The following is a 13,584-nucleotide window of genomic DNA, read 5'->3' on the forward strand; positions in this document are numbered from 1 at the left end:
AACCCGCTAGTGCCGCTACAGTGCGGGCCTCATACCCATAACAAATCTCACACAGGGGAGACCACAATGAAAAAGACCATGCTGGCGGCCGTACTGGGCTGCGCGCTGGGCCTACTGGCGCCATCCGCCTACGCGTGGGACCAGCAGCCGAACCACTACAAGGTGCGCATCGATGCCGATGCCAAGCGCGCCCACGTGGAAGCGGATGTCTGGATCGAGGGCAAGGAACTGGCCATGTTCAACGCCTTCCCGATTCCCGGCCTGAAAAACGGCCAGGCCACCTTCATCGACAAGCTCGATGTGCGCGCCATGGACGGCAAGCCGATCGCTGTCACCGACAAGGGCGAGGGCGAATACGAATTGCAGGGCGACCGCCGCGTCAGGCTGCGCTACGACGTCCGCCTGGAACATGACCAGTACGACTGGCCGGGCGGCCAGGAAGAAGTGCTGTACCACACCGAGGAAGGCGTGATGGCGATCGGCTATTACCTGTTCCTGGTGCCGGGTGAAAAAATGCTGGGCCAGACCCGGGTGGAGTTCGATTTGCCCAAGGGCTGGAGTGCGCGTACGCCCTGGAAGCAGGCCGGCGCGCCGAACAGCTTTACCGCCGATTCACGGCGCGAACTGGTGAATAACGCGCTGTTCCTCGGCACCGCGCAACAGGAAGAATTCACCTCGGGCGGCATGCGCATTTCCATGGTGCTGGGCAAGCGCCACTGGCAGCAGCGCGCCATCATGCGTGAATTGATCGAGCGCCAGCTGGCCACCTACGTGTCGCTGTTTGGCCGCCCGCCGCTGGCGGAGCGCTACCTGATCGTGGCCAATCCGGGCGCGACTGGCGATGGCGGCGCCTTTGCCGGCAGCTTCAGCCAGTTCCTGAAAGGCGACATCAATGCCATGACGCGCCCATTCTGGGGCCGCGTGATGGCGCATGAATTGCTGCACTTCTGGAACGGCCATTCGCTGGTGCCGGCCGCGCCGACCGAAGAATGGTTCAAGGAAGGCGTGACCGATTACCTGACCGTCACCACGATGGCGCGCAATGGCCTGTTCGACCAGGCCCACGTGACGCGCTTCCTGGAAAACCTGGGCCGTGGCCAGAGCGTGGCGCGCCAGGGCCAGGGCTTGAAGTCCACCGTGCAGGACGCCGTCAAGGACAAGCACAATGCGTGGCTGCTGGTGTATGGCGGCGGCGCGATTGCCGGCCTGGCGATGGATGTCGAACTGCGCCGCGCCAGCCACAACAAGGTGGGCTTGCCGGACGTGATGAAGGCGCTATACGCGGAATTCGCGCATCCGGGCAAAACCTATACCCATGCGGACATCGTGCGGGTGGCGAAACAGGTGGGCGGCGTCGACCTGGACCCGATGCTGCAAAAAATCGTCGCCAGGACCGAACCGTTTGACTTGAAACCGGTGATGCGGGAACTGGGGTTCGAATATGAACACTTCCTGTTCATGCTGGAACACGACATCACGCCGCATCCGGATGCGGCGGCGGCGCAAAAGCAGCGCTTCCGCGATATCTTCGGCTTCGATTACAGGTAATGTCAACGCTCGATCGCGGCGGCGATTTTCTTCAGCAGCGCGTTGCATTGCTGCCCGATCGTGTGTGAATTGTAGGCGCCGGCCGTGATCACCACGGCCAGGCCGAGCGCCGGCGCCACATACAGGCGCTGGCCGCCATTGCCGAAGGCGCCGGCCCACTGGTGGCTGCGGCCGATCGCATCGACCTTGCCAAGCCACCAGTGGTAACCGTACTGGCGGCCGTCGCCGGTGTCGATCTGGGGCCGGATCGCCTCATCGACCCAGGCCGCCGGCACCAGTTGGCGGCCTTGCCACTGGCCGTGCTGCAGCACCAGCTGGCCGATGCGGGCCAGGTCGTGCGGGCGCAGGCGCAGGCCGGAAAACGCCAGCGGCCTGCCGCGCAGGTCGTTGGTCCATTCCCATTGCGTGATGCCGAGCGGTTCAAACAAGTGCTGGCGTGCGAATTCCGGCAGCGTCATGCCGGTGTTTTTCGCCAGGATTTCCGCCAGCAGCGCGGTGCCCCCCGCGTTGTAGTTGAAGCGCATACCGGGTGGCGACGACATCGGACGGCGGAACAGGAAGGGCGCGAACCCGCGGCAAGTCAGCCCGATCTGGCTGTTGAATACTTTCCCGGCATTCATTTCCCGCCATGACAGGCCGCTGGTGTTGGTCAGCAGGTGCCGCACGGTGATGGATTGCCGGCCGCGCCGCGCCAGCCTGGACAGCGCGGGATAGAGCGGCAAGACCGGCGTGTCCAGGGCGGGCGCCTTGCCCTGGCTTTGCGCGATGCCCCACAGCAGTCCGACGACCGAGCGCGTGATGGAGCGCAGATCGTGCAAGTGCGCCGCGTCGAATTGGCGCTTGCGGAACAGCAGCTGGTACAGGCTGCGATCGCGGCCGGTCCGGTAAGTTTCCGCCACCAGTGCACCGTGCCGCATAATGACCAGGCCATGGAAGTTAATTGCAGGGGATGCGAACAGCGCCAGCGCCTCGTCAAGGCGCTGGACATTGAATCCAGCCGGTTGTGCGGGTGAGTCGATGATGTTTCCCATATCAGTCCGGCACGCCCGCGTCATGCAGCAACTGCCGGTATTCGTGTGATTGCCGCACGCTGGCGATGGCGCGCCAGATGCTTTCGATGCGGCGCGGATCGCTTGCATACACCGTGCGATTAAACGGCAGGTACAGCATGAACACGGCGTAAGGCTGCGGCGCCTGTTTGACCACGCCCTGGAAGCGGGGATCGCTGCGCGCCAGGCTGGTGGCCTCGAGGCCTTGCAGGATGGCCACGTCGTACAGGCCGGCCGCCAGCATGCGCAAACCATCGTCGGCGGACTTCACCAGTTCGCGCACGCGGTAGCCCCGTTCGCGCAGCACCGCGCCGACGATATAACCGGATTGCACCGCGACTTCGTTGTTGGGCGCCAGCAGCTGTTTGCCATCCCAGCTGGCGGCGCCGGCGGTGCGCAGGAACACGTGCGCGTAGTCGGAGCCGACCGCGCGGGCAGTGTCGAGCGCGCCGTCCGGCAAGGTGGGAAAGACCGCGAACGAACGCCGCTCGGGGCCATCGGCCGCGCCGATGGCGGCGTCCACCGTGCCGGTGCGCATTTCTTCAAGACAGCGCCGCCATGGTTTGGCCACGTAGCTGAATCGTTCCCCCAGCTGCTTTTCCACCCGCCGCAATAATTCGAAGTTCAAGCCGCCGCCGGATGGCGTGGTCCATGGCCGCTGCACCACGTCTTCATAGCACAGCACCAGCGGCCGGGATGGCGCGGCATGCGCCGTGCCGGGTACGCCGGCCAGCGCGCAGGCAGCCGCCAGCACCGGCAGCGCATGCCGGCGCAATCGCTTGCCCGCGGCGGAGGACGTGTTCATCAATCTTCTTTGTAGTGTGCGTAGATCTTTTTCAGTTCGCCACGGTCAGCCATCTGCTGCAGCGCATGGCGCAGCAAATTCACCGTGGCAGCGGGCAGGCTGCGGGAGACCGCGAACAGCATATTGTCTTCCTTGAGCACGGCGGGCAGCAGTTTGATGTGGCCGCCGAGCTTTTCAATCTCAATATAGCGCAGTAGCGCGTTTTCAGTGTGGTAAAGGAATCGTCCGCGCCCGTGCGCCAGCTTGCGCAAATTGACATCGAGGTTTTGCGCACTGGCGTCCAGGGTCAGGCCGCCATAGCGGCGCAGCGACTCTTCATGCGCCGTGCCCTTCAGGACGATCACCACCGTGCCGGGGCCGAGTTTGCGGATATCGTCCAGGCTGCGCACCTGGATGTCGTCGTCCATGCGCACCGCAATCCTGTGGCGTACGGTATACACCGGCACGTCGATAAAGCTGAATTTCGCTTCGCGCGCCGGGGTGCGGATCAAGCCGCAAAAGACGTCGAGCTGGTTCTCGGCCAGCGCGGTTTCCACGCGCGGCAGCGACATCGGCTGGTCCCAGCCGGTAAAGCGCAGGCCGGGATCGACGCGCTCAAGCGCCTGGAACACTTCCACGCAGACGCCTTTGCGTTCGCCTTTCGGGTTGAATTTAATGGTGTTGTTGTCTTGTGCGGCGGTGCGTAGCACGGGCGTGGACTCGGGCGCAGACACGGGCGCTGCCGCCGCCATGCACATGCCGCAGGCCAGGACGGCTGCGGTCACGGCAAGGGAGGGCAGGCGCGGCATGGCGCGTTATGCCACCGGTGCGGCGACAGCCGGCTGCGCGGCGGCCACGCTGTCGGGACACGGCTGGCTGGCGATCCAGCGCAGCAATTCGCGGCCGAAAATGCGGATGCGCGCGGTCTCGACCTGGCGCCGCTTGTACGCTTCGTGACTGGCTGGACCGCTCAGGCTGCGGTCATGGCTGGCCTTGTCCATCAGCTGGATCTCATATTCGAAGAAGAAGCCCACATCATAATCCGGTTCGGCTGGCGCTTCGACACCATCCTGGGCGGCGTAGGCGGGCAGGCTGGCGCCGCCGACGTCATCGGCGTGCAGGTGTATCATTTTTCGCACAGTGACCTGGATGCTGGAAAAGCCTTCGCCGCTGTGCGGATTGTCGCTGCGGGTCTGTTCCTTGGCGGCGGCGGCCAGTTCCAGGTCCATTTGCTGCAGCAAGTCGGCCGGATAATGGTCGCAGCGTTCCAGCTGGGCGCGGTATTTGGTGAAGACCGCCTTGGCCGCATCCATATCGAGCAAGGTGTTGCGGGTGCGCTGGCTGTCGACATTGGTCACCGACAGCAAATGGGCATGCTGCAGCGTTTGCAGCGCCAGCAGGCATTCGAAGCGCGTATTGAAGATCATGCGCACACCCAGGTGGTCGTACACGTCGGCGGCCAGGTAAGCCGCCTTTTGCAGCAGCTTGAGCAGGATACTGTTGCGGCCCTTGTTGTTTTTCCGGTCGAAGTGCAGCAGCGGCAGGCAGGAACCATCGTGGCGCAGGAAATAGTGGCCGTCTTCACAGTGGATGACTTCATCGAGCGTGGCAAACACTTGCTCGCGGATGGTGTTGAAGTGCCGCAGCTTCAGGTTGTTGTCGATGTAAAAGATGCCGTGCATGACTTTCAACACCGCGCACGACCACATGCGCAAGGTATCGGCTTGCATGCCGCGGCGCGAGGCATACACCAGCAATTGCAGCGGATCTTGCGGATGCCGCACCGCGTCCGGAATCAACTCGTGTTGCCACGGTTCCAGGAATGTATTGCTGATGAAGGCCACGGCTTCGCGGTGCGCGCGGGCGATCACGCCGGGCGCGGCCGGCTGGTCCAGGTCGAAGCCATACTCCAACACGAACTGGCGCGCGTCGTGCAGGTTGCGCAGCGCCAGGCCTTCCAGGTCGATCGCGGACACCCCGCTGGCGATTGCATTGAGGTAGCCCCAGTTGAGCGAAAACTTGCGCGCGCCGCCGGTGAGCGATGCATGAATTTCTGTCATTTCTTTATGCCATCAGCCCTATCTGATAAGAAAGTATCGCAGCGGGGCTTGCAACGGTCAATCAATGTCGATACCGCGCTGCAGCATGGAAGAATTAAATAAATGATTTATATTGTTTGGCGAAAATCGCCGGACTCCGTGGTTCCATAACCTATGGCCACCTTGTTGTTGAGTACGTTAAATGCTAGTCTGGCAGGGATTGTTACGGGGAAGGTGCGGCTGTGAAAAAGTTAGGGTACGCGCTGCTGGGAATGGTGTGGATGGGCTGCGGCACGCCGGCGGCGGCGGACGATATTGTCCTGTACGCCTACCACCTGAAGCCGCCGTACCTGATCGACCGGGACCGGCAGTCCGGCCTGTATTACGACCTGGCGCGCTACCTCAATGAACACGTGCCCGGGCATACCTTTAAAACCGTCTATCTGCCGCGCAAACGGCTGGAAACCGAGCTGGAAAGCGGCCGCCTGCATGGCCTGGTGGTGGGTGTGCATCCGTCGTGGTTCCGCGACGCGGCGCGCACCCGCTACCTGTGGTCGCCGCCGTTCATGCAAGATGAAGATGTGGTGGTGTCGCGCCTGGCCGACCCGGTGCAGTATGACGGCCCGGAATCCCTGGCGGGCAAGCACCTGGGGCTGTCGTTTGGCTATTACTATTTTGGCGTCGATGAACTGGTCAAAACCGGCCGCATTTCCCGCGACGATGCGGTCAGCGAAGAAGCGTCGCTGGACAAGCTGTACCGCAAGCGGGTCGACGCCACCATCATCACGCGCCGCACCTTCGACTATATGTTGCGCCAGCGCGCGGACTGGCAGCAACAGTTTTACGTGGCGCGCAAGCCGCATGATGCGTTTGAACGCATGATCCTGATTCCCCGTGAATTTTCGTTTGCGGCGCCCGGCATCAATAGTGCGCTGGCGGCGATATTGCAGGATCCGAACTGGCAAAAGACGCTGCGCTCGCACTAAGCATTAAACATCAGGCATCAGGCATCAGGCAGCGACGGCGTCGACGATGCTGCAATTGCGCCCCGCCTGTTTGGCCCGGTACAGCGCCTGGTCGGCGCGCGCCGCCACGGCGTTGGCGGTATCGTACGGGCCGTTGAACGAAGCGATGCCGATGCTGACCGTGACGCGCACGCGCTGGCCGTCAATCGGGATCTCCAGTTCCGCCAGTTTGCCGCGCAAGCGCTCCAGGAATGGACGCGCTTGCGCGCCGCTGCATTCCGGCAGCAGGACCGCGAATTCTTCGCCGCCGACACGGGCCGGGGTATCGATCATGCGGCAATTGTCCCGCAGCACGGTGGCGACGGCGTCCAGCACCAGGTCGCCGGCGGCATGGCCATGGGAATCGTTGACGGCCTTGAAATGGTCGAGATCGAGCATGGCGATGGCATAGGGTTTGCCGCTGCGCAGCGAGCGCTGGTGTTCCATCTGCACCTTCGGCATGAACAGGCGCCGGTTGGGCAAACCGGTCAGCGCGTCATGTTCCGCGGCTTGCTGCCACTGCCGGCGGGTGCGCTCGGAATGTTCCAGCTGGCCATGTTGCAGCGCGGCGCCCAGCACCGTCAGGGCGCAGGAAAACGCAAACGCCGCGACCCGGAACGCCGCATCGCCGCCGATGGCGGCAAACGGACCGGCATGGTGCGCCGCCGACGCCATGATTGCGACGATGGCCAGTGCGCTGACGGCGGTCAGGCCCAGGAGGCTGGTGTGGAATGACAACACCAGCAGCACGGGAAAGATGAAGTATTCCATGCCGGGCAGGCCGGACTGTCCCGCCAGCAGTAGCGCGAGGATTGCCACCCCGGCGGCCAGCAGGGGCCGCGCACGCAACGGCGGCGCCGCGTTGCGCTGGCGCCAGGCCTGGTAAGCGGGGTAGACCAGCAGCAGGCCCAGGCTGTCGGCCAGCACCAGCACGCGCGCCAGCCCGCCGGCCTCATGCCATCCGATATAACCGCCGGCGGCCAGGTTGGCCGCCAGGATCAAACTGGACAAGGCGGTCGGCGCCAGGCAGACATACAAGATAAACGGCAGCAAATCCGCCGCGCGCACCAGGCCACCGGGCAGCATGCTGCGGTACATGTGCATCGCCAGGGCGCCGGCCATGCCGTCGGTCAGCGCCGCCACCACGGTGTGCGCCAGGTGGGCGGGCGAACTGGCTGCCGCCATGCCGTCAAAATTCGCCGCCAGGCTGGCCAGCACGATATAGGGCACGGCGCGGTAACTCCACTGCAGGCACATGGCCAGGGCAATGCCGGACGGCAGCCACAGCAAGGTAATGTTGGCGGGTTTCAGGGCAAAAATCGCCATGCCGAAGCGCGCCAGCGCGTAATAGGCGAGGGCGGCGGCGATCAGGCCGGCGGGAAATTTTGCTGCGTTCATATGGCGCGGACGGGGCCGCTCGCGGGAGGGTTTTACTTGCTAGATTGTAGTAAGGAGCTTGTTACCGGGCAAGTAAATCCGGTCGGGATGTCGCGTCAGTGTGGCGTGGAGACGCCGCAGCGCGCGTGGGCGTGCTGCGGCGGCGGTGAGCGGCCGGTGAAGTACCGCCGCGCCGGGGGCGCAGCGGCGCGTTTGCGGTCAGTTAACGAGCAACTGCGGGTCAACTGCGGGGCAATTGCGGGCCAATTGCCGGTCAATTAACGGTCAATGCGTGGTTCGTTGGGAGGAATCTCGCGGTCGGGCTGGCCCGGCAAGTCTTCCGACACGGGGGGAATCACCTGAGGTGGCGCGGCGCCGCTGCCGGTCTCGCTGGTGCTGCCGCTGGCGCCCATGCTGCTGGTGTCCAGCGCTTGGGTTTCCGCGGCGCGATGTTTCTCGCCGACCTTCTTGCCGTGTTTTTTCTGCTTGGGTTGCGCATACAGGCGGTCGGTGGCCGTGGGCGGGCCCTGGTCGATTTCCATCACATCGAATGCGCGCGAATCGCTGGGATTGCGCGGATTGACTTGCGTACCGGTCTGGGCGGCGGCGCTGCCGGCGGCCATGATGGCGGCCAGCAACAAGGTTGCCTTGGTGTTCATGGGCATCTCCTGCGAGGGGTCGAGTCCCCATTATTGCGCCGCCGCCGGGCGGGCCCGGTAGGACGATGCCTCGTGCCCCGGTCGGAATATGCCGGTTATACCTGGCTGAAGCCGCCGTCCGCCACCAGTTCCGCGCCATTGACATAGCTGGCGGCCGGCGACGCCAGGAACAGCACGGCGGCGGCAATTTCTTCGGCCTCGCCCATGCGGCCGGCCGGGGAAGTTTCAGCCAGGAAGTGCGCCACGCCATCGATTTGCGCGTCATTCATGGCCAGCCCGGTGTGCAGGATCGGGGTGCGGGTCACGCCGGGGCTGATGGCGTTGACGCGGATGCGGCGCGGTTTCAAATCGCTGGCCCAGGAACGGGCAAACGAGCGCACGGCGGCTTTCGATGCGTTGTACAGGCTGAGGTTGGGCATGCCGAGATTGCCCGCAATGGACGCGTTCAGCACGACGGACGCGCCATCGTTGAGCAGCGGCAGCAAGGTTTGCACCGTGAAAAACACGCCTTTGACGTTGATGTCGAACAGCGTGCCGTAGGCCGTCGGCGAGGTGTCGCCGAAGGCATTGTTGATGGCCACGCCGGCGTTGGCGAACAGTACGTCGAGGCGGTCGCCGCGCTCGGCAATGGCCGCGTGCAATTGCGCCAGGCTGGCGATGTCGGCGCTGTCGGCGGCCACGGCGATGGCCCGCTCGCCCAGGCCGGCGGCGGCGCGCCGCAATTTATCCGCATCGCGGCCCGTGATGTAGACGCGGCGGGCGCCCTGCGCCAGCAAGGCGCGCGCGGTGGCCAGGCCGATGCCGGACGAGGCGCCGGTGACCAGCGCGGTTTGTTGCTCGAAGGGGAGTGCCGCTGTTGCCATGGTGGTCCTTTCTGTGGTGTGAGCGGCCAGTATGGTGGAGGTATATTGTGCTAACAATCGGCATAATGCTCATTAATCTAGTGAATAAAATTCATCAATGAACCTCGACTTGAACGGGCTCGATGCCTTTGTCCGCGTGGCGGCCAGCCGCAGTTTCCGCAAAGCCGCCGCCGGCATGGGCGTGTCGCCGTCCGCACTGAGCCATGCGATCGGCAAGCTGGAGCACGAGCTCGGCGTGCGGTTGCTGAACCGCACCACGCGCAGCGTCAGCCCGAGTCCGGCCGGCGCCCAATTGCTGGCGCGCCTGCAGCCGGCGCTGGCCGAAGTGGCGGCGGCGCTCGAGGCCTTGAATGACGCGCGCACCGTGCCGAAGGGGCGCGTGCGCCTGAACGTGCCGCGGCCCGCCGTGCAACTGGTGCTGGCGCCGCTGCTGGCGCGCTGGCGCGCGCATTGTCCGGACGTGGCGCTGGACATTACCGCCAACGATGGCGTGGTCGATATCGTGGAACAGGGATTTGACGCCGGCATGCGCTTTGGCGAATTGCTGCAGCAGGACATGGTGGCGCTGCCGGTGGGGCCGGCAATCCGTTTTGCCGTGTGCGCCGCGCCGGACTACCTGGCGCGCCATGGTGCGCCAGCCACGCCGCACGCGCTGGCGGACCACGAATGCCTGCAATTACGCTTTCCCAGCGGCGCCATTTTCAAATGGGAATTCCAGCACGCGGGCCAGCCGCTGGCGGTGGCCACCCGCGGCAGCCTGGTGCTCGATGATTTACCGGCGCTGCTGCAGGCGGCGCTCGATGGCGCGGGCCTGTGCTACACCTATGAAGCCTATGCCGCGCCCTGGGTGGCGCAGGGACGGCTGGCGTATGTGCTGCAAGACTGGGCGCCGCCGGCCGAGCGCTTTTATATGTACTACCCCAGCGGGCGCCACATGAGCGCCGCGCTGCGGGCCTGGGTGGACTTCATCAAGGCGGCATGACGGTCCCGCTTGTATCGCTTGTCCCGCGTCAGCGCGTCATGCGCACCGGCGTCATGGTGCGCACGTAAAACAGCACGTCCCAGTTCTTGCCGAGGCGGCCCGTCATCGGTTCCGCATAGTCAAAACTCGACTGGGGCAGCGGCACCGGCGCCGACGCCGCCAGGCCCAGCAGGGGCTGGCCACTGTCCGCCAGCCGGGCTTCCAGGCTGCCCGGCGCGGGTGGCGGCACCTTGAATGGCTGCATGCTGGCAAATTCCACCACTTCGCCGTCGGCGGCCGTGAATTGCGCCACCTTGTAGTCGGCACCCCAGTGCCGGGACATGACTTCGCCTGCCTGCAAGTGCTCCGGCGTGCGCTGGAAACCTTTTGCCACGTGGATGGTGTGCGCCCATACGATGACTTTTTTACCTTTGAACAGCGTATCGGCCAGCCACACGGCGTTGTCCCCCATCGCGTTGTCGCGCTGGTAGTTGGCGCCGTCGCTCCAGTACGTGGCGGCCTGGGCCTGGACGCTGCGGTTGACGCGGCACCACCAGCCGGCGCCGCCCACGGCGGCATCCGGGCTGGCGCACAGCGCGCCATCGATGGCGGCCGCGTGGCGTTCGAACGCGGTCCGCGCCGCCGCGGCCGGCGCGGCGCGCTGCATGGTAAACAGCGGTTGCGCCGCCTGTTGATAAGCGTCCCAGCCGGGACCGGCGGCCAGCGCGGGCGCTTGTTTGGCCAGGAACGCTTGCAGGCCCGGCAACAGGCCGCCGATGCTGAGCGCGCCGCTGTGCTGGCTGTCGATGCCCGCGAACGCCAGCGGTTTGCCCAGCGCGCGCTGCTGGTCCAGGTATTGCAACAGCGCGCGGCCTTCCGCGCTTTTGGCGTACATATAGAACACGCTGCCGGGCGCCATGTCGTCCAGCTTCTCACCCTGTTCCATGCGGGCGGCCAGGCGGCCCATGTCGTAAAAGCCGCTTTCCAGCAACAGCACGTCAAAGCCCATTTTTTCGTGCAGGTATTTCACGAGACGGGTTTTCAGCAGGAATTCCTCGGCGCCGCCATGGGTCTGTTCACCCAGCGCCACCACGCGGGCCTGGCCGATGGCTTGCGCAAAGGGCAGCAAGTCGCGGTCATCGCCGTGGCCGGGCTGGATGCTGGCCAGCGGCCACTGGCTGACGCCGGGTAATTCCGCTGCAGTGGCCGGAGGGAGCAGGGCGCATCCCAGCAGCGCGGCAGCGCAGCGGCCGATCAGTCCAATCATCATACCAGTCCCTTAAAAATGTATACCAATCAAATACCAAAATAGCAGATTAGCATGAAACACGAGACCCCGTATTGATTAAAAAAATGTCATTGTTGACCTCGTATAAACAATCGCAGGCGTGTATTGTGAATGTTAACGGGACCGCACTGCGGAAAGGAACACGCCATGTTGCATGAATTTTTAGCCACTCACCGCGAGGAGCTGGTGCAGCGTTGCCGGGACAAGCTGGCGCAGCGCGTCCCGCTCAGCACCGGCCTGCAGAGTTGGACACCGCAGTTTATCGACCAGTTGATCCATGCACTGCAAGCCGAGCTGGATTCGGGAACCACGCTGGGCGCCATGCCGGCAGAAGCATCGGCTTTGGAAATGGATGAAGACCTCATCCCGCCGGAAATTGGCATGTCGGCGGCGCAGCACGGCAAGGAAATGCTGCAGCTCGGCTATGCGGTTACCGATGTGGTGCACAATTACGGCGACATATGCCAGGCGGTGTCGGACCTGGCGGTCGAGTCGGGCGTGCCGTTCCTGGCGTGGGAATTCCGCATCCTGAACCGTTGCCTGGACTTTGCCATTGCGCATGCTGTGACGGAATTCAGTTACCAGCGCGACTTTGTGTCGGCCGACAAGCATGCCAGCGACGCCAATGACCGCATGGCCGGGTTCCTGGACGAGTTGCGCAAGCTGCTGGGAACGGCCAGCCTGGCGTTTACCGCCGCCAAGAGCGGGGGACTGAGCGCCAGTGGCGCCACCGGCGCCATCCTCGAACGCAGCCTGCTCGCGATCAGCAACATGATTGACAATGTGGCGGACCGCAACACGTCGGAATCCAATTCCGACGTGCTCGATGTCTTCCCGCTGGCGCCGTTTTTCGATGAAGTGCGCGCCACGGCGCAACCGGTGGCGCAAGCGCGGGGATGCACGCTGTCGGTGCTGGCCGTCGAACCCACGCTGGCGCTCAAGGGCAACCGCGACTTGCTGTACGCGGCACTGATCGGCCTGTTGCAAAACGCCGTCGAAACCACCCAGCCGAATACCCGTGTGGTGTTGTCGGCCCGCAGCGCCGCGGATCGCATCCTGATTGACATTGCCGACCAAAGCGGCGGGCTCGGGCCCGGCGGCTTGAATGCCATGCTGTCGCCGGAGCACGGCGACCATCGCAACATGCTGGGGATGCCGGTGGCGCGGCGTTTTGTCGCCGCCAACCACGGCGTCCTGACGGTGCGCGACCTGCCGGGCAAAGGCTGTGTGGTGACGGTCAGCCTGCCGCGCTATGCCGTGCCCACCTGAGTGGGCAAGCCTGAATTGGCATGCGCGCCGCGCTCAGCCGGCGCTGCGCGCCTTGAACAAATAATCAAAACCCTGCAAGGTCCGGTCGACGTAGCGTTCGTCGTCCGCCGGCAGCACGTTGTGGATCACCAGCGACGCCAGTCCATGCGTGTAAGACCAGCCGGCCAGCGCCGCCGTGCGTACTTCAGCCGATTGCACATCCTTGCCCAGTAATTCCGCGATGATTTTCTTGAGTTCGCCAAACGACGTTTCGCGCGCCTGTTTCAGCTCGGGAACTTCCGCGCTGCCGCCCAGTTCCGTCCCAAACATCAGCTGGTACAAGGCGGGATTGGCGCGCGCAAAGCGCACATAGGCCAGGGTGGCCTGGCGCAGTTTTTCATCGTCGGGCGCTTGCAGATCGCGGTCCGCCATGGCTTGCGCCAATTCATTGAAGCCCTGCACCGCCAGGTGCGCCACCAGTTCCGCGCGGTTGGCGAAGTGGTGGTAAGCGGCGGTGGAACTGACGCCGACCCGCTCCGTCACGGCCCGCAGCGACAGCTTGGCCAGGCCCACCTCATCGAGCATCGCGCGCGCCGCCGAGAGTAACTGGGGAGCAAGGTTGCCGACGTGGTAAGTGCCGCGGGTTCGTGCAGTTTTGGCCATGATGGGAAGGGTGTTGTCGGGCGCTGATCTTATCACGCTTAAATATCTTGACACTGATAAGATTGACTTCTAGACTTGCCGCACAAGCGCTGAAAAGCCGT

Annotated in this window: 13 protein-coding genes; 4 read left to right on the forward strand and 9 right to left on the reverse strand. The window is 64.4% G+C overall.

All coding sequences use genetic code 11. The features are described from left to right. Positions 1-66: 66 nt before the first annotated feature. Entirely contained in the window at positions 67-1,548 is a 1,482-nt protein-coding gene (locus AC1RRC_RS24605) for a M61 family metallopeptidase (protein WP_493058181.1), read from the forward strand. A gap of 2 nt (positions 1,549-1,550) precedes the next feature. Here the strand turns inward: AC1RRC_RS24605 and AC1RRC_RS24610 are convergent, their stop codons facing one another. The 4 genes from AC1RRC_RS24610 to AC1RRC_RS24625 are packed head-to-tail and all read right to left on the reverse strand — an operon-like array spanning position 1,551 to position 5,441. Continuing rightward, positions 1,551-2,579: a serine hydrolase domain-containing protein gene (locus AC1RRC_RS24610; RefSeq protein WP_493058182.1), complete on the reverse strand. Its 1,029-nt coding sequence runs from the start codon at positions 2,577-2,579 to the stop codon at positions 1,551-1,553. Position 2,580: 1 nt separating this feature from the next. Further along, positions 2,581-3,402 (reverse strand): substrate-binding periplasmic protein, encoded by an 822-nt coding sequence (locus tag AC1RRC_RS24615; RefSeq protein ID WP_493058183.1) that lies wholly within the window; start codon positions 3,400-3,402, stop codon positions 2,581-2,583. After that, entirely contained in the window at positions 3,402-4,190 is a 789-nt protein-coding gene (locus tag AC1RRC_RS24620) for a substrate-binding periplasmic protein (protein ID WP_493058184.1), read from the reverse strand. The genes AC1RRC_RS24615 and AC1RRC_RS24620 overlap by 1 nt, the downstream gene beginning before the upstream one ends. A 6-nt stretch (positions 4,191-4,196) precedes the next feature. Next, positions 4,197-5,441: a TIGR04552 family protein gene (locus tag AC1RRC_RS24625; RefSeq protein ID WP_493058185.1), complete on the reverse strand. Its 1,245-nt coding sequence runs from the start codon at positions 5,439-5,441 to the stop codon at positions 4,197-4,199. Positions 5,442-5,662: 221 nt separating this feature from the next. On the opposite strand from AC1RRC_RS24625, the gene AC1RRC_RS24630 reads away from it, so the two are divergent. Continuing rightward, the gene (locus AC1RRC_RS24630) at positions 5,663-6,406 is read left to right on the forward strand and encodes a substrate-binding periplasmic protein (RefSeq protein ID WP_493058186.1); all 744 of its coding nucleotides are present in this window, start codon (positions 5,663-5,665) and stop codon (positions 6,404-6,406) included. A 24-nt stretch (positions 6,407-6,430) separates the two neighbouring features. Here the strand turns inward: AC1RRC_RS24630 and AC1RRC_RS24635 are convergent, their stop codons facing one another. From AC1RRC_RS24635 to AC1RRC_RS24645, 3 genes are all read right to left on the reverse strand, one after another. Then, complete coding sequence (locus AC1RRC_RS24635) at positions 6,431-7,822, reverse strand: sensor domain-containing diguanylate cyclase (RefSeq protein ID WP_493058187.1); 1,392 nt, start codon at positions 7,820-7,822, stop codon at positions 6,431-6,433. 257 nt (positions 7,823-8,079) lie between these two features. Continuing rightward, on the reverse strand, positions 8,080-8,460 hold the full coding sequence (locus tag AC1RRC_RS24640; RefSeq protein ID WP_493058188.1) for a hypothetical protein: 381 nt from the start codon (positions 8,458-8,460) through the stop codon (positions 8,080-8,082). Between the two features lie 95 nt (positions 8,461-8,555). Further along, on the reverse strand, positions 8,556-9,323 hold the full coding sequence (locus AC1RRC_RS24645; protein WP_493058189.1) for an SDR family oxidoreductase: 768 nt from the start codon (positions 9,321-9,323) through the stop codon (positions 8,556-8,558). 97 nt (positions 9,324-9,420) lie between these two features. On the opposite strand from AC1RRC_RS24645, the gene AC1RRC_RS24650 reads away from it, so the two are divergent. Next, positions 9,421-10,305 carry a LysR family transcriptional regulator gene (locus AC1RRC_RS24650; RefSeq protein ID WP_493058190.1) on the forward strand — a complete coding sequence of 295 codons (885 nt, stop codon included), beginning with the start codon at positions 9,421-9,423 and terminating at the stop codon, positions 10,303-10,305. A 28-nt stretch (positions 10,306-10,333) separates the two neighbouring features. Here AC1RRC_RS24650 and AC1RRC_RS24655 read toward each other — a convergent pair whose 3' ends face one another. Further along, positions 10,334-11,554, reverse strand: coding sequence for an erythromycin esterase family protein (locus AC1RRC_RS24655; RefSeq protein ID WP_493058191.1), 1,221 nt, complete (start codon positions 11,552-11,554; stop codon positions 10,334-10,336). Between the two features lie 165 nt (positions 11,555-11,719). On the opposite strand from AC1RRC_RS24655, the gene AC1RRC_RS24660 reads away from it, so the two are divergent. Next, the gene (locus tag AC1RRC_RS24660; RefSeq protein WP_493058192.1) at positions 11,720-12,841 is read left to right on the forward strand and encodes a sensor histidine kinase; all 1,122 of its coding nucleotides are present in this window, start codon (positions 11,720-11,722) and stop codon (positions 12,839-12,841) included. A 33-nt stretch (positions 12,842-12,874) separates the two neighbouring features. On the opposite strand, the gene AC1RRC_RS24665 is transcribed toward AC1RRC_RS24660, so the two are convergent. Continuing rightward, complete coding sequence (locus tag AC1RRC_RS24665) at positions 12,875-13,483, reverse strand: TetR/AcrR family transcriptional regulator (RefSeq protein ID WP_493058193.1); 609 nt, start codon at positions 13,481-13,483, stop codon at positions 12,875-12,877. Between the last annotated feature and the right edge of the window lie 101 nt (positions 13,484-13,584).

Source organism: Pseudoduganella sp. GW821-FHT12E03, assembly GCF_058807115.1.

What these genes read in the sequence shown, in the direction of transcription:
- AC1RRC_RS24625 (WP_493058185.1), bottom strand. Translation starts at nt 5,441, where the DNA reads ATGACAGAAATTCATGCATCGCTCACCGGCGGCGCGCGCAAGTTTTCG.
- AC1RRC_RS24655 (WP_493058191.1), bottom strand. Translation starts at nt 11,554, where the DNA reads ATGATGATTGGACTGATCGGCCGCTGCGCTGCCGCGCTGCTGGGATGC.
- AC1RRC_RS24665 (WP_493058193.1), bottom strand. Translation starts at nt 13,483, where the DNA reads ATGGCCAAAACTGCACGAACCCGCGGCACTTACCACGTCGGCAACCTT.
- AC1RRC_RS24610 (WP_493058182.1), bottom strand. Translation starts at nt 2,579, where the DNA reads ATGGGAAACATCATCGACTCACCCGCACAACCGGCTGGATTCAATGTC.
- AC1RRC_RS24650 (WP_493058190.1), top strand. Translation starts at nt 9,421, where the DNA reads ATGAACCTCGACTTGAACGGGCTCGATGCCTTTGTCCGCGTGGCGGCC.
- AC1RRC_RS24640 (WP_493058188.1), bottom strand. Translation starts at nt 8,460, where the DNA reads ATGAACACCAAGGCAACCTTGTTGCTGGCCGCCATCATGGCCGCCGGC.
- AC1RRC_RS24615 (WP_493058183.1), bottom strand. Translation starts at nt 3,402, where the DNA reads ATGAACACGTCCTCCGCCGCGGGCAAGCGATTGCGCCGGCATGCGCTG.
- AC1RRC_RS24620 (WP_493058184.1), bottom strand. Translation starts at nt 4,190, where the DNA reads ATGCCGCGCCTGCCCTCCCTTGCCGTGACCGCAGCCGTCCTGGCCTGC.
- AC1RRC_RS24660 (WP_493058192.1), top strand. Translation starts at nt 11,720, where the DNA reads ATGTTGCATGAATTTTTAGCCACTCACCGCGAGGAGCTGGTGCAGCGT.
- AC1RRC_RS24605 (WP_493058181.1), top strand. Translation starts at nt 67, where the DNA reads ATGAAAAAGACCATGCTGGCGGCCGTACTGGGCTGCGCGCTGGGCCTA.
- AC1RRC_RS24635 (WP_493058187.1), bottom strand. Translation starts at nt 7,822, where the DNA reads ATGAACGCAGCAAAATTTCCCGCCGGCCTGATCGCCGCCGCCCTCGCC.
- AC1RRC_RS24645 (WP_493058189.1), bottom strand. Translation starts at nt 9,323, where the DNA reads ATGGCAACAGCGGCACTCCCCTTCGAGCAACAAACCGCGCTGGTCACC.